The sequence below is a fragment of the Corynebacterium sp. HMSC06D04 genome (genome assembly GCF_001807315.1).
GTDB classification, from domain to species: Bacteria; Actinomycetota; Actinomycetes; order Mycobacteriales; family Mycobacteriaceae; genus Corynebacterium; species Corynebacterium simulans.
The window spans coordinates 1-24,706 of the sequence record NZ_KV788538.1; the positions used below are offsets into that span (position 1 = coordinate 1).

The 24,706-nt window shown below is 61.5% G+C and carries 21 protein-coding genes; 6 read left to right on the forward strand and 15 right to left on the reverse strand.

Annotated features, from left to right (window positions below):
- Positions 1 to 208: 208 nt before the first annotated feature.
- Together HMPREF3155_RS04775 and HMPREF3155_RS12625 are read right to left on the reverse strand one after the other, a co-directional pair.
- Positions 209 to 595, reverse strand: coding sequence for a type II toxin-antitoxin system VapC family toxin (locus HMPREF3155_RS04775; protein ID WP_070432707.1), 387 nt, complete (start codon positions 593 to 595; stop codon positions 209 to 211).
- Positions 595 to 867: a type II toxin-antitoxin system Phd/YefM family antitoxin gene (locus HMPREF3155_RS12625; protein ID WP_083281250.1), complete on the reverse strand. Its 273-nt coding sequence runs from the start codon at positions 865 to 867 to the stop codon at positions 595 to 597. Before HMPREF3155_RS12625 ends, HMPREF3155_RS04775 begins: the two co-directional genes overlap by 1 nt.
- A 235-nt stretch (positions 868 to 1,102) precedes the next feature.
- On the opposite strand from HMPREF3155_RS12625, the gene HMPREF3155_RS04780 reads away from it, so the two are divergent.
- The 3 genes from HMPREF3155_RS04780 (at position 1,103) to HMPREF3155_RS04790 (ending at position 9,818) form a co-directional block, all read left to right on the forward strand.
- Entirely contained in the window at positions 1,103 to 4,825 is a 3,723-nt protein-coding gene (locus tag HMPREF3155_RS04780; protein WP_083281251.1) for a DEAD/DEAH box helicase family protein, read from the forward strand.
- Between the two features lie 83 nt (positions 4,826 to 4,908).
- On the forward strand, positions 4,909 to 7,761 hold the full coding sequence (leuS, locus tag HMPREF3155_RS04785; RefSeq protein ID WP_070432708.1) for a leucine--tRNA ligase: 2,853 nt from the start codon (positions 4,909 to 4,911) through the stop codon (positions 7,759 to 7,761).
- A 242-nt stretch (positions 7,762 to 8,003) separates the two neighbouring features.
- A complete protein-coding gene (locus HMPREF3155_RS04790) occupies positions 8,004 to 9,818 on the forward strand; it encodes a DUF2339 domain-containing protein (RefSeq protein ID WP_070432709.1) in 1,815 nt (604 codons plus the stop codon).
- Here the strand turns inward: HMPREF3155_RS04790 and HMPREF3155_RS04795 are convergent.
- The 3 genes from HMPREF3155_RS04795 to paaZ all read right to left on the reverse strand — a co-directional run bounded on the left by HMPREF3155_RS04795 (position 9,815) and on the right by paaZ (position 14,265).
- Positions 9,815 to 10,420 (reverse strand): hypothetical protein, encoded by a 606-nt coding sequence (locus HMPREF3155_RS04795; RefSeq protein ID WP_070432710.1) that lies wholly within the window; start codon positions 10,418 to 10,420, stop codon positions 9,815 to 9,817. The two genes, HMPREF3155_RS04790 and HMPREF3155_RS04795, sit on opposite strands and share 4 nt — an antisense overlap.
- A gap of 11 nt (positions 10,421 to 10,431) precedes the next feature.
- Entirely contained in the window at positions 10,432 to 12,108 is a 1,677-nt protein-coding gene (locus HMPREF3155_RS04800) for an FAD-binding dehydrogenase (protein ID WP_070432736.1), read from the reverse strand.
- Between the two features lie 75 nt (positions 12,109 to 12,183).
- Positions 12,184 to 14,265: a phenylacetic acid degradation bifunctional protein PaaZ gene (paaZ, locus tag HMPREF3155_RS04805; RefSeq protein WP_070432711.1), complete on the reverse strand. Its 2,082-nt coding sequence runs from the start codon at positions 14,263 to 14,265 to the stop codon at positions 12,184 to 12,186.
- A 90-nt stretch (positions 14,266 to 14,355) separates the two neighbouring features.
- Here paaZ and HMPREF3155_RS04810 point away from each other — a divergent pair, with 90 nt between their 5' ends.
- Positions 14,356 to 14,748 carry a PaaI family thioesterase gene (locus tag HMPREF3155_RS04810; RefSeq protein WP_061925297.1) on the forward strand — a complete coding sequence of 131 codons (393 nt, stop codon included), beginning with the start codon at positions 14,356 to 14,358 and terminating at the stop codon, positions 14,746 to 14,748.
- A gap of 144 nt (positions 14,749 to 14,892) precedes the next feature.
- Positions 14,893 to 15,780 carry an endonuclease domain-containing protein gene (locus tag HMPREF3155_RS04815; protein ID WP_061925292.1) on the forward strand — a complete coding sequence of 296 codons (888 nt, stop codon included), beginning with the start codon at positions 14,893 to 14,895 and terminating at the stop codon, positions 15,778 to 15,780.
- A gap of 73 nt (positions 15,781 to 15,853) precedes the next feature.
- On the opposite strand, the gene HMPREF3155_RS04820 is transcribed toward HMPREF3155_RS04815, so the two are convergent.
- The 10 genes from HMPREF3155_RS04820 to HMPREF3155_RS04865 all read right to left on the reverse strand — a co-directional run bounded on the left by HMPREF3155_RS04820 (position 15,854) and on the right by HMPREF3155_RS04865 (position 23,864).
- Positions 15,854 to 16,690: a 3-hydroxyacyl-CoA dehydrogenase family protein gene (locus tag HMPREF3155_RS04820; RefSeq protein WP_061925289.1), complete on the reverse strand. Its 837-nt coding sequence runs from the start codon at positions 16,688 to 16,690 to the stop codon at positions 15,854 to 15,856.
- A complete protein-coding gene (locus HMPREF3155_RS04825; protein ID WP_070432712.1) occupies positions 16,674 to 17,456 on the reverse strand; it encodes an enoyl-CoA hydratase/isomerase family protein in 783 nt (260 codons plus the stop codon). Before HMPREF3155_RS04825 ends, HMPREF3155_RS04820 begins: the two co-directional genes overlap by 17 nt.
- A complete protein-coding gene (locus tag HMPREF3155_RS04830) occupies positions 17,457 to 18,662 on the reverse strand; it encodes a thiolase family protein (protein ID WP_070432713.1) in 1,206 nt (401 codons plus the stop codon).
- Positions 18,663 to 19,439, reverse strand: a complete 777-nt coding sequence (locus tag HMPREF3155_RS04835) for an enoyl-CoA hydratase/isomerase family protein (protein ID WP_070432714.1) — start codon at positions 19,437 to 19,439, stop codon at positions 18,663 to 18,665. It lies immediately after the preceding gene.
- A gap of 30 nt (positions 19,440 to 19,469) precedes the next feature.
- Positions 19,470 to 20,624: a 1,2-phenylacetyl-CoA epoxidase subunit PaaE gene (paaE, locus tag HMPREF3155_RS04840; RefSeq protein WP_070432715.1), complete on the reverse strand. Its 1,155-nt coding sequence runs from the start codon at positions 20,622 to 20,624 to the stop codon at positions 19,470 to 19,472.
- Complete coding sequence (paaD, locus tag HMPREF3155_RS04845; protein WP_062036657.1) at positions 20,624 to 21,163, reverse strand: 1,2-phenylacetyl-CoA epoxidase subunit PaaD; 540 nt, start codon at positions 21,161 to 21,163, stop codon at positions 20,624 to 20,626. The genes paaE and paaD overlap by 1 nt, the downstream gene beginning before the upstream one ends.
- 14 nt (positions 21,164 to 21,177) lie before the next feature.
- Positions 21,178 to 22,014, reverse strand: coding sequence for a 1,2-phenylacetyl-CoA epoxidase subunit PaaC (gene paaC, locus HMPREF3155_RS04850; RefSeq protein ID WP_061925270.1), 837 nt, complete (start codon positions 22,012 to 22,014; stop codon positions 21,178 to 21,180).
- Positions 22,011 to 22,298 carry a 1,2-phenylacetyl-CoA epoxidase subunit PaaB gene (gene paaB, locus HMPREF3155_RS04855; RefSeq protein ID WP_005530876.1) on the reverse strand — a complete coding sequence of 96 codons (288 nt, stop codon included), beginning with the start codon at positions 22,296 to 22,298 and terminating at the stop codon, positions 22,011 to 22,013. The genes paaC and paaB overlap by 4 nt, the downstream gene beginning before the upstream one ends.
- A gap of 29 nt (positions 22,299 to 22,327) precedes the next feature.
- The gene (paaA, locus tag HMPREF3155_RS04860; protein ID WP_070432716.1) at positions 22,328 to 23,296 is read right to left on the reverse strand and encodes a 1,2-phenylacetyl-CoA epoxidase subunit PaaA; all 969 of its coding nucleotides are present in this window, start codon (positions 23,294 to 23,296) and stop codon (positions 22,328 to 22,330) included.
- Between the two features lie 133 nt (positions 23,297 to 23,429).
- On the reverse strand, positions 23,430 to 23,864 hold the full coding sequence (locus HMPREF3155_RS04865) for a hotdog fold thioesterase (protein WP_070432717.1): 435 nt from the start codon (positions 23,862 to 23,864) through the stop codon (positions 23,430 to 23,432).
- Positions 23,865 to 23,962: 98 nt separating this feature from the next.
- On the opposite strand from HMPREF3155_RS04865, the gene HMPREF3155_RS04870 reads away from it, so the two are divergent.
- Complete coding sequence (locus tag HMPREF3155_RS04870; protein WP_062042950.1) at positions 23,963 to 24,571, forward strand: TetR/AcrR family transcriptional regulator; 609 nt, start codon at positions 23,963 to 23,965, stop codon at positions 24,569 to 24,571.
- Positions 24,572 to 24,706 lie beyond the last annotated feature (135 nt).

Sequence of the window (24,706 nt, forward strand, 5' to 3'; positions counted from 1 at the left end):
CAGAACACCGGTACCAAAAACTCGCATCTGACATATTGGCATCAAGTGGAGAGGTATTTAAGCGAAGCGTGCTCATCGAGGAGGCTGCGGTACCAGGATGGGCAGAGGTCTGAACGCCGTAAAGCGCTGCGAGAGCTGGCGTCGGAGGCCCAAGCGGCTGGTGCTTATGACGTGGATACGGTTGATGTAGATGGCCTTGTGCAAGCCCTTATGGTTGCTCAGAAGGAAGGACAGTAAAACCCTCAGATTGGGCGGCGGTGTGCAGCTGCTTGTCATAGGTGAAGAAGGACAGTGTGAGGCCGGCGTCGCGGAGAAGGCAGGCGCTTGCAAGGTGGATGGCATCGAGGGAACGAACGCCGGTCAGAGAGCACGCCCGGCGGATCACCTCATCATTGATGGCAACCTTGGAGACGGCCTCCGTGAATTTCACGTAGCCAGTACCGGTGAGGCCACTGCGCTGCCACACTTTGGATATCTCGATGTCAATGAGCGCAGAAGAAAAAAGTTGCTGGCCGTGAAGGAGCGCGGCGGCTTCAGCGCTTTCGCGCTCGGGTAAGGTCAATTTCGCTAGTGCTGAAGTGTCTACATAAATCATCACACGCGGTCATCCCTGTCCAGCAGCGAGACAACGTCGGTCTTAGAAGGTAGATAGTCAGTGTTGCTTGGCTGTGCGTAAGGCGCTGGAGTGTGACTCAAGATTCCGGCAGCCACTAGTTGTTCCACGGGGCTATCCAGGGATGAAATGGGAACAACCCGAGCAATGGGGCGATTGCGATCAGTGATGACCACACTCTGACCCGTAGAAGCCACTGTGCGCACTATGTGGCCAGAACGCTGATTGAGCTCGCGCAAAGAAATATTGGTCATTGTTATAACTACCCTGTCTAATCGTTTTGGCTGTGTGTCCTGTGCCCTTGGTTATTGACTGATAAACATTGCAACGGTCAAATGTAGAACAGTAGAACAATGCTGATTGTAGTGGAGCAGCTAAGAAGCGACAAGGGGGAGTCGGAGTGATGGTGGTAGATAGGTTAAGAGTCGTAACTTAGAATTACTGGAATCAAGACGTATCCGATGTGAAATCTTGTCCCTGGAGAACTCTATGGTGACCCCGACTCCCCCTACTCCACCGACTGCTGGGCGCAACGGTGTGCCAGGTGGGCCTGCACGCAGCAACTTCAGCTTTGTACGTTACGTCTGGCCCACGGCCTATGAGGAATGCCTGAAGGTAGAGCGGTTCGTCGATGCGGACCCGGTTATTTCCTGCTTCTATGCGCGCAAGGTGCTGGAGCGAGTGGTCAGCCATATCTGGGTGCTCCGGAATTTGGGTGATACTCAGTACCGCAGCTTGGCGGAGATGACCCGAGATCGCGCCTTCACTAACTGCGTGAAGAACGAGACCATGCTGCGCAAGATGACTCTCTTGCGCAAGAGCGGCAACGACGCCGCACACGCCGACGACATGGAAGGCAAGCAAGCGCCGACGTCCTCGCAGAGGGCGCGGAAGGCGGCGGCGCACCTCTATGACCTCATGGCCTGGGCGGTGCGGTACCACTCGGCCAACCCTCAGGCCGCGCCGGGTCCGCAGGCGGCTTTTGATACTAACCTGCTGGGCCAGGCCACAGCTGATTCCTCAGGCATCCACGTTGCTGGGCGCTCCCAAGCGCAGACCGCCGCGTACCTCAAGAAGCTGGCGCAGCAGGATGAGGAGCTAAAGAAGAACCGGCTGCTGCTCGATGAGGCCAAGGAAGCCGCACGTGAAGCGGAGGAGAAGCGTCTTCGTGAGGCAGCCCAGTTTGAGCTTAAGCGGCGGAGCGCGGAGCTTCGGGCGAAGGCGGATCTGGCTGATGCGCAGGAAGAAGCCGAAGCAGAGCGCGCGGCTGCACGGCAGGTGGAAGAGGAGCTTGCCGCCAAGATTGAGGCCCTCGAGGAGCAGTTGGCTGAGCAGCAAGCAGCCGCCGCAGAGCGCGCCGGGGTGGCAGCACCGTCGGCTGTGCCTTTGGCAATCAGCGAGACCGAGACGCGCCGACAGCTCATTGACCCGATGCTCGAAGTAGCAGGGTTTAGTGATGATTCAGTCACTCGAGAGCTCGAGCTGCGCGGCATGCCCAATCCCTCCGGCCTTGGTTACGCAGATTATGTTTTGTGGGATGATGACCGCACACCGCTGGCCGTCATCGAAGCGAAGAAGTCCATGGAGTCCATGAGCGTGGGCTCCCAACAGGTGAAGCTGTACGCGGACTGCATCGAGCGCGAATACGGAACGCGGCCGGTCATGTTGTGCACCAACGGCTATCACATTGACCTGATCGATGATGCCGCTAACCTTCCTGGATCCGGTGTGGGCTATCCCGCCCGTGAGGTCGAGGGCTTCCCCACCGCGCAGCAATTGCGTCGCATGATTGGGCGGCGCACCACGCGCGCTCTGTTGAGCGAGACGCCGGTTGATACGGAGATTGCGGGTGGTGGCGCCCGCACGTATCAGCTTGAGGCCATCCGTGCGGTGACGGAGACGTTGGAGGCGCGGAGGCGTCGCCAAGCATTGTTGGTCATGGCAACAGGAACTGGTAAGACGCGTGTGGCCGTGGCCACTGCCAAGCTGTTGCGTCAGGCCGGCTGGGTAGGCAAGGTGCTGTTCTTGGCAGACCGCACTGCCTTGGTCAATCAGGCACACAAAGCCTTTGTGAGCATGTACGCCGAGTCCACGCCCGTGAACCTCATCAAGAATCCTGAGCAGGTGGGTGATGTGTATGTCACCACCTACAACACGATGATGAATCTCATCGGGGATGACGGTGACAAGCCGGCAAGGTTCGGGCCTTTCGACTTTGACCTCATCATCGTGGACGAGGCTCACCGCTCCGTGTACAACCGCTTCAAACGGATCTTGGAATACTTCGATGCCTACGTAGTGGGGCTGACGGCGACGCCGAAGAGCGAGATTGACCATGACACCTATGCACTCTTTGAGATGGAGGATAAGACCCCGTCCTTCGAGTACAGCCTCGATGAAGCCGTGGCAGACGGAAACCTTGTCCCCTTCAAGACGGCTCGGCAGGACTCGCTCTTCCTGCGGCGGGGCATGGCTTATGACGAGCTTTCCCCCGAGGAGCAGCTGGCGTGGGACACGTCCGATTGGGGTACCGACGAGGACGGCGGGCGCTTGGATCCGCCTGGTCAGGTTTCTTCGGCGGAAATTAACCGTTACCTGTTCAACAAGGACACCATACGCAAGGTGCTGAAAACCGTGGTGGAGAACGGGATTCGCGTGGGCGGAGATCAATTGGGAAAGACTATCATCTTCGCCCGAACCCAACGTCACGCGGAACTCATCAAGCAGGTCTTTGACGCGACGTTCCCGGAGTATTCGCGCACGGGTGCCTCCGTGATCACCACTCACACGAAGTATGCGCAGTCTGCGCTGGACGAATTCGCAGACCCAGACGGGGACGTCAACATCGCGATTTCCGTGGACATGCTCGACACCGGCGTCGACGTACCCGAGGTGGTCAACCTTGTCTTCTTCAAACCCGTCTACTCCCCCACCAAGTTCTGGCAGATGGTGGGCCGAGGGACGCGATTGCGCCCGGATCTCTTCGGCCCGGGGATGGACAAGACGTACTTCCTCATCTTCGACTTCTGCGGCAACGTGGACGAGTTCTACAAGGGTGAAGCCCGTGATTCGGCCACGGGGCGCCCACGGTCGCTGTCAGAGAAACTCTTTGATGCCCGCGTGGGATTGCTCGCGCAGCTGGACAAGCACGCTAAGGCCCCAGAGATGCGCGCCGGGCTTGCGGACTCCCTCCACGCCTCGGCGGCGTCTGTGCCGCTAGGCCACATCATGGTCCGGCCCGGTGACAAGGAAACCCTCGTGCGCTACCGCGAGCGCTCCGCTTGGAACGATGTGGATGAGGAGAAAGCTGAGCAGCTGAGCCGCCATCTCGGGCACCTGCCGCTGAACACGATGAAGGAGCCCGAGACAGCAAAGCGCTTTGACCTTGTGATCCTGAAGCTCCAAGTGGGCTTGCTCGATCACAGCCCCGAGTTTGCGGCACTGCGCCAACGAGTGGAGAGGATGGCCAATGACCTCATGGCCGTAAGCTCCACCATCCCCATGGTGGCCGAGCGGCGGTCCTTCCTCGAGCGCGCGCTGGATCCGGAGTGGTGGACCAACGTTACGGTGGAGGACCTCGAGACCATCCGCATCGGCATGCGTTCGCTCATTCAGTTCGTCCCCAAGGCAAAGCGCAATGCCGTGACCCTCGACATCCAGGATGAGATGGGTGAGCTCACGATCGATGACGAGATGCCGTCTCAGTTGCCCGGCACCGGTTCCTACCCCTCCCAGCTGGAACAACAGCTGCGTGAAGTGCTGCAGGAACACGCCAACGACTTGGCGATGATCAAGTTGCGCAGTGCACGCACGCTAAACGCAGAGGATGTTGCTGCGTTGGAGGCGGTGGGGGCACAGGCCGGCAGGGGAAGCGCGGGCTCCACGGAAAGCATTGATATGCTGCGCGAACGCATGGGTGGGGACAGCATTCCTGCCTTCATCCGCCGCTTGGTGGGCCTTGATGAGGCGGCAGTCCGGGAACAGTTTGCAGACCTTCTCAGTAATACGTCTTTCAATGCTGCCCAAATACGCTTTATCAAGATGCTGGTAGATGTGCTGGTTCACAACGGTGGCGTGGCCTACGAGGAAATTTTCCAGCCGCCCTTTGATGAAGAGGGCTCTGTCGTCGACATCTTTCACAACAAGACCGACGTTATCGTGGATTTACGCAAGCGCCTTGAACGGATTGAAGCGACGGCACAGGCCACCTAGGTACTACTGTGCTTCGGAACCGAAATGCGGTCTAGCTGGGTCTAACTGGGGAGATGTCCGTGCGGTGACTACACTGTCTAACCATGACTAACCCGAGCGATAACACCACCCACCGCTACACGCCGGAGCTCGCCGCGCAGATCGAAAGCGCCTGGCAGCAGTACTGGAAGGATAGCGGTACGTTCAACGCGCCGAACCCAGTTGGGCCGCTCGCGGAGGACGGTAAGGAACTTCCCGCGGAGAAACTGAACGTACAGGATATGTTCCCCTACCCATCCGGCGCGGGCCTGCATGTGGGCCACCCGCTGGGCTATATCGCCACCGATACCTATGCCCGCTACAACCGCATGCTGGGCAAGAACGTCCTGCACACCCTGGGTTATGACGCCTTCGGCTTGCCGGCCGAGCAGTACGCCATCCAAACGGGTACCCACCCGCGCACCACCACGATGGCCAACATCGAGAACATGCGCCGCCAGCTGGGCCTGCTGGGCTTGGGTCACGATCCGCGCCGCTCCGTGGCGTCGACGGACCCAGAGTTTTATAAGTGGACTCAGTGGATCTTCCTGCAGATTTACAACTCCTGGTTCGACGAGGAGCAGCAGAAGGCGCGCCCAATCGCTGAGCTGGTAAAGGAGCTCGAGGTAGGCAAGCGCAAGACCAAGGATGGCCGTTACTACTCCGATCTGACTGCAGCCGAACAGGCCGCAGCCCTGGACGAGTTCCGCCTGGTCTACCTGTCCAACTCCACCGTCAACTGGTGCCCTGGCCTGGGTACCGTGCTGGCAAACGAGGAGGTCACGGCAGAGGGTAAGTCCGAACGCGGCAACTTCCCGGTCTTCCGCAAGAACCTGTCCCAGTGGATGATGCGCATTACCGCTTACTCCGATCGTCTGCTGGACGATCTGGAGCTTCTGGATTGGCCGGAGAAGGTCAAGTCCATGCAGCGCAATTGGATTGGTCGCTCCCGCGGCGCCGAGGTGGACTTCACCGCTGAGGGCCACAAGATCACCGTCTTCACCACTCGCCCTGACACCCTGTTCGGCGCTGAGTACGTGGTGCTGGCTCCAGAGCACGAGCTTGTCGACGCCCTGCTCTCCCCCGTCCCGTATGACGACGACGTCGACAGCCGCTGGACCTTTGGCCACGATGATCCGAAGGAGGCCGTGGAGGCCTACCGTGAGTCCATCGCCGCAAAGTCTGACCTAGAGCGCCAGGAGAACAAGGAAAAGACCGGCGTCTTCCTGGGCACCTATGCCGTTAACCCGGTCAACGGCAAGCAGGTTCCGATCTTTATTGCTGACTATGTTCTGACCGGCTACGGCACCGGCGCCATCATGGCGGTGCCGGCGCACGATACGCGTGACTACGAGTTCGCCACCGAATTTGGCCTGCCAATTACGGAGGTTGTCTCTGGTGGTGACATCAGCAAGGAAGCGTTTACTGAGTCCGGCAAGGCCGTTAACTCCGCTAACGAATCCATCGACCTGAACGGCAAGTCCAAGGAAGAGGCAATCGCGGCCATCATCCCGTGGCTGGAGGAGCAGGGCATCGGCCGCGAAAAGATCCAGTACAAGCTACGCGACTGGCTGTTTGCACGCCAGCGTTACTGGGGCGAGCCCTTCCCCATCGTCTATGACGCTGAAGGCCAGGCTCACCCGCTGCCAGAGTCCATGTTGCCGGTCGAGCTGCCGGAGGTAGAAGACTACAAGCCGGTCTCCTTCGACCCAGACGATTCCGATTCCTCCCCGCAGCCGCCGCTGGCCAAGGCCCGCGAATGGGTGGAGGTGGAACTCGACCTCGGCCAGGGCACCCAGACGTATTATCGTGACACCAACGTCATGCCACAGTGGGCAGGTTCTTCCTGGTACCAGCTGCGCTACATTGACCCGCAGAATTCGGAAGAATTCTGCAGCTTGGAGAACGAGCGTTACTGGACCGGCCCTCGTCCTGAGGAGCACGGCGCTGGCGATCCAGGCGGCGTGGACCTCTACGTCGGCGGCGTCGAGCACGCGGTGTTGCACCTGCTCTACGCCCGTTTCTGGCACAAGGTCCTCTTCGACCTCGGCCACGTTTCCTCCAAGGAGCCGTACCGCCGCCTGTTCAACCAGGGCTACATCCAGGCCTATGCCTACACCGATTCCCGTGGCGTTTACGTCCCGGCTGCCGAGGTGGAGGAAAAGGACGGCAAGTTCTACTACAACGGTGAAGAGGTCAACCAGGAGTACGGCAAGATGGGCAAGTCCCTGAAGAATGCCGTGGCTCCGGATGACATCTGCCGCGACTACGGTGCCGATACCCTGCGCGTTTATGAGATGTCCATGGGTCCGCTGGATACCTCCCGCCCGTGGGCAACCAAGGACGTCGTCGGCTCCCAGCGCTTCCTGCAGCGTCTGTGGCGTCTGGCTGTAGACGAGACGACAGGAGAGCTTGCTACTAGCGACGCCGCGCTCACCGAGGATGATCTCAAGGCCCTGCACCGCTCCATCGCCGGTGTGCGTGATGATTACGAGAACCTGCGTCTGAACACCGTGGTGGCTAAGCTCATCGAGTACGTCAACTACCTGACGCGCACCTACGGCAACTCCGCCGAAGGCGCTCCGCGTGCTGCGGTCGAGCCGATTGCGCAGCTGGTCTCCCCGATTGCTCCGCACATCGCGGAGGAGCTGTGGAAGCGCTTCGGCCACACCGAGACCATCACCTACTCCTCCTTCCCCACCTTCGAGGAGAAGTACCTGGTAGATGACGAGATTGAGATTCCGGTCCAGATTAACGGCAAGGTTAAGGCTCGCGTTAACGTGCCTGCCGACGCCGACGAGGACACCGTGGTTTCCGCCGCGCTTGGCGACGCCCGCATCGTCGAGCTGACCGAGGGCAAGAACGTGGTCAAGAAGATCTACGTCCCTGGCCGCATGGTCAACCTGGTGGTTAAGTAAGCGCTAAATCATCACAAACAGAGGGCCTGCGCCACGTCTAGGAGCAGGCCCTCTCCCCTATTTGTGCTGCTTGTCGAGGCCACGAGCTGCACGCTCACAGGTGGTCCTTTCCAGTTTCGGGGCCATGCCGCAGGGCATGTTCGCGCCATTGGGTGATATCCCAGCCGATGAAAGGTTTCAAAGGCATAACGAAATACTACGTGCGCTAGTAGACACGGGGGTTTCGCGGTAAATCATAAAGCATGAATCCAAACCAAGAGCTGCTCAGGGACGCTTTGCGCCGGCTCGACATTGCCGAGCAAGCACTTAGCGACGCCCGCGCCAGCCTCCGCGATTTCGAACGTCAGACGGCCGGCGTGCCCGAGGTGCAGCCAATTTCCACCCCACCCCAGCAGGCCCCTGCGCCACCTCCAGTGCAGCAGCAAGCGCAACCGGCGGCGCAGCCCCAGCCGCACGCGGCACCGCCTCCCTACCCGCGGCAGGCCCCGCGGCCGCGTACCCCGCGGGACCGCGAGAAGACGCTCATCAGTGCGGTTGCTATTGGTGGCACCGTCATCACCCTGGCGGGCGTGGCCTTCCTTGTGGGACTTGCCATTCAGGCGGGCCTGCTGGGGCCAGTGGGCCGCGTCGTTCTGGCCTATATCGTTGCTGCTGCGCTGCTCGGCGCGGGCTGGTGGTTCCGTGACAAGGCAGCACCGGCCGGTGCGACCGCCTTGGTGGCCACTTCCCTATTTGCGGCGCTGGCCACGACGTTCCTGGTGGTCACGTGGCTCGGGTGGTGGCCGGTGTGGCTGGGCGCGGTGCTCATGGCGCTCATTTACGGCGGATTCGTGGGTTATGCCCACCGTTTCCGTCAGGGCTCATTCACACAAGAGTGGATGGCCGCAGGCGCAGGCATCGCCGCACTCTCCTACCCCAGCGCAGTGGCACCCGCGCACGTCGGCGGTGCCATGCTCGTTGTCGTGATCCCGTTGGTTACCGCCACCTACAGCGTCTTGTGCCGCAGTGAGCGCATGGCCGAGGTGCTGCGCGCTATCGCTGGCATCGGGCTTGCCGTGGGCATGATGGAAGTCGCCGTCCGCAGCACCCCCTTCAGTCTGCCCTCGTTGTGGATCGCCATCGCATGCAGCCTGCTCGCCATCGCGGCTGTGGCCTTAGTGGTCTACTTCCCCACCGCCAAGGCGGAATTTGGATTCGCGTTCTTGGGGCTGTTCGCCCCGGGCTTCCTGCTGTTCACTGCCCTCTTTCGCGCGGACACCATCCTCGCCCAGTGGATGGCCGTTGCTGCCCTGGCTGTCATCGTGGGTATCGCCTGGCTTGGCAACTCCGTCATCAGGGATTGCGCACTTGGGGCTATCCCCGTGGTCTATGCCCTGGTCATGCTGGACACCATGACGGGCTGGACCGGCACAACTCCCACAGGGACCATGGCTGTAGTCCTGACGTTTGTCCTAAGCGGGCTCTTCTTTGCAGCATTCGTGCTGCTCTTCCAAGCGATGCGCAATGCTTTCGTCCTGGCCGCCTGGTTCCTGGGTTCGCTCATAGTGCTCTCCCCGCTTCTCGGCGGTGTGCTCTTTGATCCGCCTACCCTCGCTGGTATGGAGCCACTTGCCGAGGGCATCGTCCTCACCGTGGCTCTCATCGCGGGCTACATGTTACGCCAGCGTATCCCCCACTACGAGCGCCGCGAAGTCGCAGCCGCACTGCTACTCTTTGTACTCCTGCTCAGTCTTCTTGCCGCGGTAGGCACAATCGCCTCGGCAGCCGCCATCGTGGCGGGAGCCGAGGGCCTCAAGACTGCCTACCTGGCTTCGCACGCTCTGGTTTCTGTGGCGTGGATGGTCCTTGCTGCCCGCCTGCTCCTTGCCGCGGACCAGCGATTTACCGCAATCGGCGTGCTGCTTGCCATTGTGGCGGTGGCCAAGCTGACCTTCTTCGATCTCGCGGCCACAAGCGGTATCTTCCGCGCGCTCGCATTCCTGCTCAGCGGCATTATCTTGCTGACCATCGCAGTGCGTCGGCGCGGCGTCGATAAGCCGCGCCGCGAACAGGCCTAGGCCTCGTCCCAGAAAGGAGTAGCGCAGACCGCCACGGCGTCGATTGCTGCGTGCGCGGGCGGTTCCTCCTCGAAGACCACCGCAAACCCGGCCACTTGGCCCACCCAGAATTCATTTTCGGTGAGCTCATGCACGTGCTTCGCGACGTCCTTTACCTCACCCGTCACCCGCACCCGCGGCGTGAGCATGCTGGGCTTGTAATTGCTGTAGAAGCGTTCCGTGTCGGGGGCCTCGAAGTCCTCGATAGCGTGGTGACCTGCGGATTCCACGTGCGTGGCCAAGAGTGCGGGGTACAGCGTGTCCTGCAAAGCCTCGCCACCGGCAGGGTTGCCGGCGGGGAGGGAAAAGGGGGCGTCGACAAGCGCTGCGAAGCGCTTACCTGCAGTTTCTACCACCCCGATGAAAGGCGTGGCCCTGTAGATGGTGCCCTGCTGGGCCGGGCCGCGGTAGGTGACCACGGCGGTCTGCTCATCTTCGTAGGTCATCGCAGTGATGCAGATGCCTGAAGGATCGCGGTGATAGAGGACCTCGTCAAACGCGGGGTCCTCATGGGAGCGCGCGACCTCGTGGAGCTCGTCGACGGTTTCCAAAAAGATGTCCATGATGGGCCATCTTAGCTGCGCGCGAGAGCCTCGCCTACGCGCTTGCCAGAATGGATGCAGCCGCCCAGGAACGTGCCCTCGAGCGCGTTCTTGCCATGCATGCCACCGCCGCCGAAGCCGGACGCCTCGCCACAGGCATACAGGCCGGTCAGGACCGTTCCGTCGGGATTGAGGCAGGCGCCGTCGAGGTTGGTTTCGATGCCGCCCAGCGTCTTGCGGGTGAGTACCTTGAGGCGCACCGCGATGAGTGGGCCCTTGTCGAGCAAGCGATGCGGGGCCGCGCAGCGAATCAACTTGTCACCCAAGAAACCGCGAGCGATGCGGATGTAGTTGACCTGAGCGTCCTTGGAGAACGGGTTGTCGAGCTGCGCGTCGCGATCCTCAATGATCTTGCGTAGTTGGTCCACATCAATCTTGGGTGAACCCTCTGGACTGATGGAATTCATGCCTTTGACCAGGTCTTCTAGGTTGTCTTCGACAACCCAGTCGATGCCGTTGTCCATGAAAGCCTTGATGGCCACATGGGTGCCTGGGCCGAGCTTGCCGGCCAGCTTCTTGAACTCCTTGTCCGTGAGATCGGGGTTCTGCTCGGAGCCGGAGAAGATGAACTCTTTGTCCGCAATCTCCTGGTTGAGCACGAACCAGGAGTAGCCATGCCCGGTGTTGGTGATGTGCGATAGTGCGGCGAGGTTATCCGAACCAGGGAAGAGGTTGGTGGGCAGGCGATTGCCTTCCGCGTCGAGCCATAGGCTGGATGGGCCTGGGATGATGCGGATGCCGTGCTCTGGCCAGATGGAATCCCAGTTGCTCATGCCCTCGGGGTAGGCCCACATGCGGTCTTGGTTGACGAGGTTGGCGCCGGCTTTGCTGGCGATGTCGATTCCGCGGCCGTCGACATGCGCGGGAACACCTCTGACCAGCTCCTCTGGGCATTTACCCCAGCGCTCAGTGGGCCACATGGTGCGCACTTTCTCAAGGTTTCCGCCGATGCCGCCGGTGGCAATCACCACGGCCTGGCCACGGAGCTCAAATTGCTTGACGACGTCCCTTCCGCTCGCCTCACCACGTACCTGGTCGGTGGGCGCCAGGACCGAGCCCTTCACACCGACGACGCGCCGTGCGCTCCCGTGCCCCTCGGTGATGAGCTCGTCCACGCGGTGGCGGAAATGGAATTCCACCTTGCCTTCCTTCTCGGCCTTCTCAAGAGGTTCGCGGAATACACGGACTACCTCAGGGCCGGTGCCCCAGGTGAGATGGAAGCGGGGGACTGAATTGCCGTGCCCGGAGGCGTCGCCCGAGCCGCGCTCTGCCCAGCCAATGGTGGGCAGCACGTTAAGTCCCAGCTTCTTGAGGTAAGAGCGCTTTTCATTTGCAGCGAAGCGAACGTACTCGCGGCCCCACTTACGTGGCCAGTAGTCGTGGGAGTCTTCGGTGGTGACTTCGTCGTAGTCGGCGGAGTTGGCCCAGTCGCGCCAGGCCAGCTCCTCGGAGTCTTTCACGCGCATGAGCTTTTGCTCAGGGGAGCCGACGTAAAACAGGCCGCCAAGTGACCAAAAGGCCTGTCCACCGAGGTTATTGCGGTTTTCCTGCTCGAGGAAGATGACGTGCTTGCCGCCTTTGATGGCCTCGTAACCTGCGACCATTCCTGCCAGCCCAGCGCCGACGATAATGACTGAGTTCTCTTTCATACACAAAAGCATACGGCAGGAATGTGACCTGTGACGCAGTCTCTTTAATTGTGGCGGCAATGACGCCTATTCGTATTACTGCTGCGCGTAGATGGTGTCGACTTTCTCCACCAGGGTCAGGACGTCGTAGGACGCAACTAGCTCGTCGTGCTGGTTGTAGAGGGCAGCATCCCAGCAGACCTCGCCATAATCGTCGGTCACGCGCGGGGTGATGCGCTTGGCGGTGAGCTCGATGCGGATGGAATCGTCGTAGGTGACAGGGTTGATAAAACGCAGGTTCTCTAGCCCGTAGTTTGCCAGAACGGGACCCGGCGCCGGCTCCACGAAAAGGCCTGCGGCCCAGGAGACCAGGAGGTAGCCGTGTGCGACGCGGCGTGGGAAGAAGGGGTTCGCGGTGGCGGCCTCTTCGTCGGTGTGGGCGTAAAAAGTATCGCCGGTTTCGTTGGCGAAGGCCGTGATGTCTTCCAAGGTGACCTTGCGCAGATCGGAAGCGAATTGGTCGCCGACCTTGAGCGTTGCCAGATCCTTGCGGAAAGGATGTGTGCCGGTGCCTGCCTCCACATCGGCGCGGGTCACGCGGTTAACGGCCGCGCCACGGTGCCACTGGCCGGTAATTGCCGTGAGGTGGTCTGGGGTGCCCTGGATGGCGGTGCGCTGCATGAAGTGCTTGATGCCGCGCACGCCGCCGAGCTCCTCGCCGCCGCCGGCGCGGCCCGGGCCGCCGTGGACTAGGTGCGGCAGGGGAGAGCCGTGGCCGGTTGAGGTCTTGGCGTCGTCGCGGTCGAGGAAATGCAGGCGGCCGTGGTGAGCGGCGATACCGCGTCCGAGCTGGGCAGTTAGCTCTGGGTCGTGGGTTACGACGGATGCGACCAGTGAGCCTGCACCCAGGGCCGCCAATTCGATGGCCTCCTCAGGGGTCTCGTAGCCGATGAAGGAGACCACCGGGCCGAAGGCCTCGGTGTTATGCACGGCTGGGGTGCGAGAATCTGCAAAGCGCAGAATCGTCGGTGCGAAGAATGCGCCTTCGAGCTCGTCGGGGCCGCCGCAGATGAGCTCGCCGCCGGCGTCGACAAGCGTGCGCACTGCAGTGGCGACGTCCTCGCGCTGCTCAACGGAGACCAGCGGACCCATGGTGGCGTTAGTGTCGCGCGGATCGCCTGGTACGACCTTCGCCTCGAGGCGTGCCTTCAGCGCTGCGATGACGGGATCGACGAGGTTCTGCGGCACGATAGCGCGGCGGATGGCGGTACATTTCTGCCCAGCCTTGGCGGTCATCTCGCCGAAGACGGCCTTGACGTAGGCTTCGAACTCGGGGGAGTCCTCGGTGACGTCGGTGCCTAGGATGGCCGCGTTCAGGGAATCGGCCTCGGCGCTGAACTGGATGCCGCCCTCCACGACGTTGCGGTGGCTGCGCAACGCGTGTGTGGTGGCTGCGGAACCGGTGAAGGCCACGTGATCGCGGTAATCGAGGTGATCCAGCAAATCGCGCGCGGAACCGGAGATGAGCTGCAGGGATCCCTCGGGGAGGATGCCGGAATCCAGCATGAGGCGGACGCAGGCCTCGGTGACGTAACCGGTAGGGGTGGCTGGCTTCACGATGGAGGGTACGCCCGCGATGAAAGCCGGCGCGAACTTCTCGAGCATGCCCCAGACCGGGAAGTTGAAGGCGTTGATCTGCACGGCCACGCCCGGAATCGAGGTGTAGATGTGCTGGCCAATGAACGATCCGTCCTTGGAGAAGACCTCAGCCTCGCCGTCGGGGATGACGGTGGAGTTAGGCAGCTCGCGACGTCCCTTCGAAGAGAAGGTGAACATGGTGGAGATGCCGCCGTCGACGTCGACGAAGTTATCGCGCTTGTTGGCACCGGTTTTGTGCGCGAGCTCGTTGAGCTCATCACGGTGCTCCTGCAGGTAAAGCGCCAGTTCCTTGAGCTTGATGGCGCGCTCGTGGAAGGTAAGCGCCTGCAGGCCCATACGGCCGGTGGTGCGGGCATAATCGACGGCCGCGGCAATATTGAGGCCCTCTGCGCTCACGCGAGCGACCAGCTCGCCGGTGGATGCATCGTGAACATCGGTGATCTTGCTGGGGTTGTCAGGCGTGACCCACTGCCCGGCGAGGAAGCTGGGGACAAGCTGCGCGGTGTTCTCGTTTGTCATTGCGGGAATCGTTCCTTTCGCGAGTAACTGATCGTTCGGTCAGTAATTTAAGTTAGTATAATCCACATCACATCGCGAGGAGGGAGAACCATGCAGCAATGGCAAATTGTGCTCGGTGAGCTAGACAAGAAAATGGGCGTTGAGGTGCTCGAACAGTCGCCGGAGAAAGTTGTGGCCACCATGCCGGTGGAGGGGAATACGCAGTCCTTCGGCATCTTGCACGGCGGTGCGATGGTGTGCCTAGCCGAGGCCGTGGGCAGCTGGGCGGCCGTCATCCATGCTTCGACGCAGGGCAAGGTAGCTGTGGGCGTGGACATCAACGCCACGCATCACTCTTCCGGGCGCGCCGGGTTGGTTACCGCTACTGCGACGGCCATTAAGTTGGGGCGCACGCTGTGTAGCCACGAGGTCGTGATTACCGACGAAGCCGGCAAGCGCCTGTGCACCGCGCGAATCACGAACGCATTGGTGGAAAGAAGCTAGGTTAGCCGCCCCAGATGCCAAATCGACGCATGTTGGCTGCCTGAATGGGCCACGATTTGGCATCTAGGCAGGCGTGAGCGCCTCCACCGCTTCAAGCTGCACACCCCGCCCGCCGGTGCTAGCTTCCAATTGGGGGAGATAATCATGCACAAGGGCTTAGTGTCGGGGCTGACGAAGAGCCAACTGGCCACGCACATCAAACACGGGCGCGTCACCAAGATTGCGCGGGGACTCAACGTCTGGGGCAGGCCCACGCCGCTGGAAGTGCTCTGGGCGGTCCAACAGCGATACCCGCAGGCCGTCGCCACTGGGCGGACAGCTGCGCAGTTGTATCTGAAGCGCGAGGTGACACTGCCATTAGAACTCGCCGCACCGAAGCGTCTGCCAGCATCTACGTACTATTCCGCGCGGCGAAGCGTGCGGGAGCAGACGCGCGACGTGCTGGGCTGCTCCGTGCAGAATCCGCTGTTGGCCCTCGAACAGATTGACTGGGGCTGCGGCATCGAGCTCTGTGAGGCGCTTTATGCCGGACATCGCGGGCGCGAGAAGCTCGAGGCAGACCGGGCTGAAATATCCAGCCTGCCCGCCCGAGCGCAGGAGCTGTTGAGGTCCGCCGTATTGTTCACCGACTCCAGCGCGGAGATTGCGGTTGCACGCGCACTCCAGCAGGCAGGGTTGAAAATTGAATGCAACGTGTTCATCGGCGTGCATCGCTGGGACATCGTGATTCCCTCACGCAAGATAGCCATCGAGATTAACGGGCTGCAGTTCCATTCCGAGTTGGGCGTGTGGATTCGCGATCACTGGAAGAACAACGAAGCCGTATTAAGAGGTTGGCGGACTTTGCGCTACACCGGTCATTGCGTGGCGCATCACCTAGATTACATCGTGGAGCAGGTAGCGCAGCCGCCCAATTGGTCGCGGCGTTTCTATTCCTTCGTTCACCTCTGGCACAAGGCGCTGCTGCCTAAACCATGGGAGGAATACGCGCTGCCGCCAGAGCCGGAGTGGGTACACGAAATATCGCCCTAAATGCCAAATCTGCGCTTTACGACGTCGCGATTTCGCTCCGATTTGGCATCTAGGGCGGCGGAACTTAAAGGCGCTAGCTGTAGTCGTAAAACCCCTTACCCGTTTTCCGCCCCAACTCCCCGCGAGCAACCATGTCGCGCATCAGCTGCGGAGGCGCAAAGCGCTCGCCAAGCTGGGACTCCAAGTACTCGGCGATGCCGAGACGCACGTCGAGGCCCACGATGTCGGTGAGCTCGAGCGGGCCGATGGGGAACTTGTAGCCCAGCACCATCGCGTTGTCGATATCGCGCGGGGAGGCCACGCCTTCTTCCACCATGCGGATGGCCTCGAGTGCAATGGCCACGCCCAGGCGGGAGGATGCAAAGCCTGGGGCATCCTTGACTACCACGGCCGTCTTGCCCAAAGCCTCAACCCAGCCCTTGGCGTCCTCGACGAGCTGCTCAGGCGTGGAATCGGCAATAACGACCTCCACCAGCTTGGATGCCGGAACCGGGTTGAAAAAGTGTAGGCCGATCACGTCGTTGTTTACGCTTCCTGCCAGCTCGGATACGGACAGGGAAGAGGTATTGGTGGCAATGACTGCCTCCGGAGCTGCCGCCGAAACGTTGGCGAATGCCTGCGTCTTGAGCTCCATGGACTCCGGGACTGCCTCGACTACCAGCGGGAATCCCGCGAAGTCGGCAGCCTCGGTGGACAGCGTCAGGCGCTGAGCCCACGATTCGAAGGTGCCGGAAGCGCCGCGATCCAGGGAACCCTGAATGGCCTTCTCCACGCGCTGGCGGGCGGCTGCGACGGCATCGTCGTTGATATCGACGACGTGGACCTGCGCACCCGCTGCCAGGAAGGCATGCGCGATGCCGGCACCCATGCGGCCGCCGCCTAGTACTCCAACTTTATTCGGGGTTTTCATCTTTATTTTCCTTCTTGCGGTCGAGGAATGCTTGCATGCGGTCGAACTTGGCCTGAGACTCGAAGAGCACGGCCTGAGCGATGTTGTCTACTGAGGGGTGCGCGGAATCCGGCATGTCCATTAGCTGTTTAGTAATGCGCACGGCCAGCGGGTCGAGCGCGGCGATGCGCTCGGCTAGGGCCTTTGCGCCGTCGAGGAGCTCAGCGGGGGAGTGAACCTCGTTAATAAGGTGTGCCTCCAGCGCCTCTTCGCCGCTTAAGATGCGTCCTGCCAGCAGAATCTCCTTGGCGAGCGGCACACCGACCGTGTTCTTGAGCCGCCACAGCGCGCCGGCCGCGGCGATGATTCCCAGGTTGGCCTCCGGCTGGCCGAACTTGGCAAACGGGGTGGCTACCCGGAAATCCGCAGCGAGTGCCAGTTCCAGGCCGCCGCCTAGGGCATAGCCGTCGACGGCAGCGATGACGGGCATCGGCAGCTGGGCGATGCGGTGAAAGATGCCGGAGTTGATGCCGCGCAGGGCGTCGTCGCGGCGGCGCTCCCGCAGCTGGGCGATGTCCGCGCCCGAGGCGAAGATGCCGCGCGGGTCCTTGGAGGTTTCCACGGTGCAGCCGGTGATGATGAGAATCTGCGGTTCTTGTTCCAACTGCGCACAGAGTTCGTGCAGCTCAGCCACCATCTGTTCGTCGATGGCATTGCGCACTGTTGGGCGGTTCAGGCGGGCTAGAACAAAGCCTTCTTCTTGGGTTACTTCGATAGCGGTACTCATTTAGACCCTCTCGATCGCGATCGCGGTGCCCTGGCCTACGCCGACGCACATGGTGGCGACGCCGCGCTGCAAGCCTTCGGTCTCCAAGCGGTTGAGCAGGGTCAGCGTGATGCGCGAACCCGAGGAACCCAGCGGGTGGCCCAGAGCGATGGCGCCGCCCCACGCGTTGACCTTCTCCTCGTCGAGCCCGAGCTCGCGGATGCATGCGAGGGACTGGGAGGCGAAGGCCTCGTTGAGCTCAACCGCGTCGAGGCCCTCAATGCTCCAGCCAGCGCGTTCAAGCACCTGGCGGGTAGCGGGCACCGGGCCGGTTCCCATGATCTCGGGCTTGACGCCGCGGGCGGAGTTCGCGACCACGCGGGCGCGAGCCTTAAGGCCGTACTTTTCAATCGCCGCAGAGGAGGCGACGATGACGCAGGAAGCGCCGTCGTTAAGCGAAGATGCGTTGCCGGCGGTGGTGACATCGCCGAGGCTGGTTACCGGGCGTAGCTTGGCGAGCTTTTCCAGGGAGGTCTCGGGGCGCGGCCCCTCGTCGGTATCGACGACGGTGACGTTGCCCTTGCGGTCGGTGACCTCGATGGCGACGATCTCGGAGGCGAACTTGCCGTCGGCGATAGCCTGAAGTGCGCGCTGGTGGGAGCGCAGGGCGAATGCGTCCGCGTCCTCGCGGGTGATGCCGTAGACGTTAGCTACCTCTTCGGCGGTCTCCGGCATGGAGTAGGTCATCTTTTCCTGCGCCAGGAACTTGGAGTTGGGGAAGCGCCAGCCGATGGAGGTGTCATAGACCTCGCCTGGCTTGGCAAAGGCCTTGGTGGGCTTTTCCATAACCCACGGCGCGCGCGACATGGACTCCACGCCACCTGCGACGATGATGTCCGCCTGGCCCGACTCTACGAGGGCGGTAGCCAGCGCAATCGAGGACATGCCCGAAGCGCACAGGCGGTTGACGGTGATACCGGGGACGGTGTCGGGGAAGCCAGCCAGTAGCCACGCCATGCGGGCGACGTTGCGGTTTTCCTCGCCGGCGCCGTTGGCGTTTCCGATGATGACTTCATCCACCAGGGATGGGTCGATGCCTGCGGTTTCGACGGTCTGACGGATGGTGGTGGCGATGAGATCGTCGGGGCGCACGGAAGAAAGCGCGCCGCCGTAGCGGCCCACTGGCGTGCGGAAACCGGAGACGAGGTATGCGTTAGGGGTAGTCATTTATGCTCCTTTGAACTGCGGCTTGCGCTTTTCGTTGAAGGCATCAAAACCTTCGTAATAGTCTTCGGTCTCGCACAGCTTTCCTTGTGCGATGTTCTCCGCATCCACGGAGGCCCACAGCCCGGTGCCGTTGTCGCGGATGTCTTGGACAAGCTTGCGGCTGGCCATGAATGCCAAGGTGGCCCCTTGAGCCGCGCGCTTGGCGACGCCCCGGGTAAAGTCCAGCAGCTCCTCTGCCGGGAGTGCGCGGGAGAAGAGCCCGGCTTGGACTGCCTCCGCGCCGCTGATGAGCTCACCGGTGATGATGAGGTCCATCGCGCGGTGCGGGCCGAGGCGCTCGACGAAGAGGTGGTGGCCACCGGAGTCAAGGGTCGCGCCCAGGTTGGCGAAGGGAGAGCCGAACTTGGCATCTTCGGCGACGTAGACGACGTCGCAGGCCAGCGCGATGCCCAGGCCTACGCCGAGGCAAGGGCCGTGGACTGCGGCGAAGGTTGGGGCGGGGAACTCGTCGAGCTGGCGCAGGACGGGGGTGACCTTGTTGGCTAGGAAGTCGGTTGCGTCATCTTCGCGCGGGTTTAGCCCTTTGATGTTGCGGCCGGCGCTAAAGCCCTTGCCCTCGCCGCGGACGATGAGTGCTTTGGGCTGTGCCTTGGCTGCGGCATCGAGGGCATCGGAAAGCTCTGCTAAATCCGTAATGCCTAGCGAGTTCATGGCCTTAGGCTTGTTGAAGATGAGTTCTGCGACGCCGCTTTCAGCGTCCACCTGTAGTTCAATCATGCTGTGCCTTTATAAAATAAGTAGTGGGTTTTAAGCGTCGAAATTGAGGGAGACGTTCGGCGTGGTGGCGTGGGATTGGCAGGTCAGCACATAGCCGGCTGCCACTTCGTCGGCCTCGAGGGCGTAGTTTTCATCCATCTCCACTTCGCCTTCTGTGACCTTGGCGCGGCAGGTGCCGCACACGCCGCCGGCGCAGGCGAATGGGACATCGGAGCGCACGCGCAGAGCGGCGTTCAGGAGTGATTCGTGGGCGGAAACCGGGGAGGTAACCGAGCCGGAGAGGCCATCGAGCTGGAAGGTGATTTCGACGTTGTTGCCTTCTGGATCGGCTTCTACCCGGCGGCCAGACTGGTTCTGATTGCCCGTGGGCTTGCCGGTGGTAAAGAGCTCGTAGCGCACGTTCTTCTCGTCGACAGCGCGGCCGGAGAGCTCGTCGCGGACTAGCTGGACCAGTTCGAAGGGGCCGCACAGGAACCACTCGTCCACGTTCTCGGTGCGCACCACGTTATCGAGCAATGTCTGCAGCTTCTCGGCGTCGATGCGGCCGGAAAACAGCGGGTTGACGCGCTGCTCTCGGGAAAGCACGTGATGGACGGCGAAGCGGTTCGGGTACTTATCCTTCAAGTCACCGATCTCCTCGGCAAACATGACATCTCCGCCGCCCTTGTTGGCGAAGATGAGCTCGAAGGTGGTGTCCGGGGACTCCGCCAGCACGGTCTGAGCAATCGCCATGATTGGGGTGATGCCCGAACCCGCGGCAACGGCGACGAGGTGCGGATGGTCAAGCTTTTCCAGCTCCTCGCGCACGGCCTCTGGGTTATTAAGGCCGGTCAGGTGGGTCTTTGAGGTAAACGCGCCCTGCGGGTTCATCACGTCCATCTGGGTACCGGGCTCTAGCTCCTCGTTGGCCCAGGTAGAAAAGATGCCGCCGCGGTCGCGCTTGATGGCCACGCGGATGACGCCGTCGCGCGGCACATCGCAGATGGAATAGGAGCGACGCACTTCCTGGCCGTTGATCTCGGCACGCAGTGCCACGTACTGGCCAGGGATGTAGTTGTAGTCTTCCTGGAGTTCAGCGGGGACTGCGAAGGAAACCTCGACGGAGTCTTCGGTGAGCTTACGTACGCCGGTCACGGTCAGGGTGTTGAACGTAGCCTTCTTCTTAGCGGGGATTGTGGTGGTCATTAGTGCACCTTGAAGTAGTCGAAAGGCTCTAGGCAGTCCAGGCAGTTATACAGTGCCTTGCAGGAAGTAGAGCCAAATTGGGCGAGCTTGCGGGTGCGGCGGGAGCCGCAGTGTGGGCATTCGATGGCAGGTGGGGGACCAAGGGTCAGCGGGATGGGTCCAGAGTTTGCCGCGCGGGACTTGCCGGTTGGCGGCGCGATGCCATAATCCTTGAGGTTCTTGCGGCCCAACTCGGTGATCCAGTCGGTGGTCCACGCCGGCTGCAGCACTAGGTCCACGCGGGCAGCGCTGTAGCCTGCCTGCCCCAGCGCCGCGGTGATATCCGCGGTGATGTGCTCCATGGCGGGGCAGCCCGAGTAGGTCGGAGTAATGGTTACCACTGCGACGTCGTCTTCTAGCTTCGCTGCGCGCAGAATCCCCAGGTCCGCAATCGAGATGACGGGAATCTCGGGGTCGGGGACTTGCGCGGCGACGTCCCATACCTGGGCGTCGGCAGGCGCTGCCGGGCGCAGGGGATGAGAGGTATCGGTGATGGTCACAGTGGTCAAACTCCTTACCAGGTAGCGCCCGGATGCTGGCGGGCGAGCGATTGCATCTCGGCGAGGATGTAGCCGCGGTACTCGGAAAAACCGCCGCCGCGCTGGCCGGAACGAGCCTGCTTTACCTGCGGGATATCCAGTTCGGCCTTGCCAAGGACGTGCGCGATGCGCTCGTCGAACTCAGCGCGCAGGGAGGAAGGCAGAACGGCAATCTCTTCGGCGGCGAGTTTCTCGTGCACCGGCAGATCCTCGAAGAGTTCGTCGAGGTAAGGCCACATGTAATTCAGGCCTGCCTGCACGCGGCGCTTGGATTCCTCGGTGCCCAGGCCAAGGCGGAGGATCCACTGATTGGCGTGGTCGACGTGGTACTCGACTTCCTTGATGGCTTTTGCCGCGATGGCCGCTAGCGTCTCATCCTTGGATGCCAGCAGGGCGGTGTAGAGACCGTACTGGTAGTAGGAAAAGAGCAGCTGGCGTGCGATGGTCTGGCCAAAGTCGCCGTTTTCCTGCTCCACGAGGCGGCAGGAACGGAATTGTTCTTCGTTGCGGAAGTAGGCGAGATCGTCCTCGGTTTTGCCATAAGCAGTACCCGCATAGGTCAGAAGGAAGCGGGCATGGCCGATGAGGTCGAGTGCGATATTTCCGAGCGCGATGTCCTCTTCCATCTCTGGGGCGCGGGAGATCCACCAGCCCAGGCGCTGGGCGAGGATAAGGGCGTCGTCGCCAAGCGTTAGTGCGTAAGCAGCAACGTCTTCCGAGGCCACCGCGCCGGAAGCGGCGATGTCTTCTGCGGTAATGCCGTTACCCTGCGACTGCTTGGTCGCAGAATCGGCGGTTGCGAATCCACTCACAGGTGCGGCACCCCCTCGGACTTGTCGTAGTAGGTGGCGTGGCGGTAGCTCTTGCCCTGCGGGGACTCGAAGAAGCCGCCCTTGGAGTCAGGATCGGAAGAAGAAATTGCTTCGGTGGGAACTACCCACACGGAGGTGCCTTCGTTGCGGCGGGTGTATAGATCGCGCGCGTTACGCAGCGCCATGGTTGCGTCGGGCGCGTGCAAAGAACCAGCGTGCACGTGGGAAAGGCCGCGGGAAGAGCGGACGAAGACCTCCCACATTGGCCATTGATTTTCAGACATGGGGTTTCCTTTGGTTGATGTGGAGCGGATTAGGCCGACAGGGCGGAGTCGACGTTGTGGTACTTCTCGGCATAAGCAGCTGCTGCCTCGCGGACCCAGGCGCCGTCGTCATGCGCTTGGCGACGCCGCTGCATACGCTGCACGTTGCACGGACCCTCGCCCTTGATGACGGACTTGAATTCGGCCCAGTCCAGCTCGCCGAAGTCGTAGTGGCCGCGCTCCTCGTTCCACTTAAGGTCCGGGTCTTCGAAGTGCAGGCCTAGGGCCTCAGCCTGCGGGACAATCATGTCGACGAAGCGCTGGCGCAGCTCATCGTTGGAAAAACGCTTGATCTTCCACTCCATGGACTGCTTGGAGTTCGGGGAATCATCATCTGGTGGGCCGAACATTTGCAGGGCTGGGCCGTAGAAGCGGTTGATGGCCTCTTGTGCCATCTGCTTTTGCTCCTCGGTGCCGTTGGCGAGTTCGTAGAGGATCTCCCAGCCTTGGCGCTGGTGGAAGGATTCTTCCTTGCAGATGCGCACCATGGCGCGGCCGTATGGGGCATAGGAAGCGCGGCAGAGCGGGACCTGGTTGCAGATTGCCGCGCCGTCGACCAGCCAGCCGATGGCACCGATGTCAGCCCAGGTGCGCGCCGGGTAGTTGAAGATGGAGGAGTACTTCGCCGTGCCATCAAGAAGCTGTTGTACCAGCTCATCGCGGGAGGTGCCGAGGGTCTCGGCGGCGGAGTAGAGGTAAAGGCCGTGGCCTGCCTCGTCCTGCACCTTGGCCATGAGGATTGCCTTGCGCTTAAGTGATGGTGCGCGGGTGATCCAGTTGGCTTCTGGCTGCATGCCGATGATCTCGGAGTGCGCGTGCTGGGAGATCTGGCGGGTCAGCGTCTTGCGGTAGGCAGCCGGCATCCAGTCGGTGGGCTCAATGCGGGAATCTTCCGCAATGAGCTCGTCGAAGCGTGCTTCTGCCTCTGCGCTGGCGATTGCGGAGTCAGTGGTAGTCATGGAGGAAATCCTTCTATCCAGATGGAGTAGTAAGCGGTGTATTACTTACTGAATGGTTGGTCAGTATATGGGAGATCTGTGACCTACGTCAACACATTTTGTGATGTGTCTCTAGTTTCTTGGGGGGACTTCGTTACTTCTTGGCCGGTAGGACGCGGAAGGTTCCGCGGAACTCCGCGATGGGTTTGCCGTGGATGCTCAGCGAAACGTCGACGATTCCGTTGCGTCCCCAAGTCTCGCGCGTAATGGCTACGCCACTGACGACGTCGCCCTCGAAAGCGGGGGCGATGTAGTGAATGGAGTTGTGGGCAGCGACGGCGACTTCGCCGGGTGAGTTGCACGCGCCGGCGAAAAGCGAATCGGCGAAGGTGTAGAGAAAACCGCCCTGTGCTGTGCCGTGGCCGTTGCACATCTCTGGGCGGATGGTGAATTGGCCTTCGCAGTGTCCAAGTTCGAGCTTGGTAATCTCCGCGCCGATGTGCGCGGTGGCTTTATCGCTTTCAAACATGGCGCGGACGTGGGCGAATTCTTCAGTTTCGGCCACGCCGGGGCGCAGGATCTGGCTCATGGATGCTCCTAGTTGGCTGGAGACCTAGAGCAAGCACTCGATGAGAAATGGGGGTGTGGTGATTGGAGAGTCTAACCATTTTTGGCCGTTCTGCTTGAATGGGGACCGTGGTTGAAGCAAATGTTGGTGCCGGGCGGGGTCGCCCGGGCTATTCCCGTGATGATGTAATTAGCGCGGCTGTGCGCGCTTTTAATGCCCGTGGATATGACGCGACATCGATGGGGCATGTTGCGCACGAGCTGGGAATTACAAAGTCGGCGCTCTATCACCACATCTCTTCAAAAGAGGAGATCTTGGAGCTGACGGTTGCCCGCGCGCTCAGCGAGCTTGAGGCCGTGGTTGCCGAGGTTAAAGACTCGGACTTGGCTTCCGGGGAGCGTGTGCGCTGCCTGGTGGAGGGGTCCATCCATGTGCTGTGTGTAGACCCGCAGTCGGTGTCTTTGCTGCTGCGGCTGCGTGGCAACTCGGAGGTTGAGTCCCGCGCTTTGGAGCGACGCCGTAAGCTAACTCGCTCAGTTATCCCGCTCGTGCGCGATGCCCAGGAGGATGGCGCAATCAGGTCTGACCTGGACGCTGCGATCTTGACTCGCATGGTCTTTGGCATGGTCAACTCAGTGGCGGAGTGGTACAACCCGGGCGGCAAGCTGGAGGCGGAGGAAGTCGCCGATGCTGTGGTGGGCTTGTTGTTTGGTGGCCTGAACGGCTAGAAGTTTTGGGGTGCCGCGGGGGTAGTCCGACTGGAGAGAATCTGTGAGAGAAAAATTCTAGGCCTTAGCTGCGTTTTCCCAACGGGAAATGTGCCCTGGGTCATGAAACTTTTTTAATTGTGTTGTAACTCACGT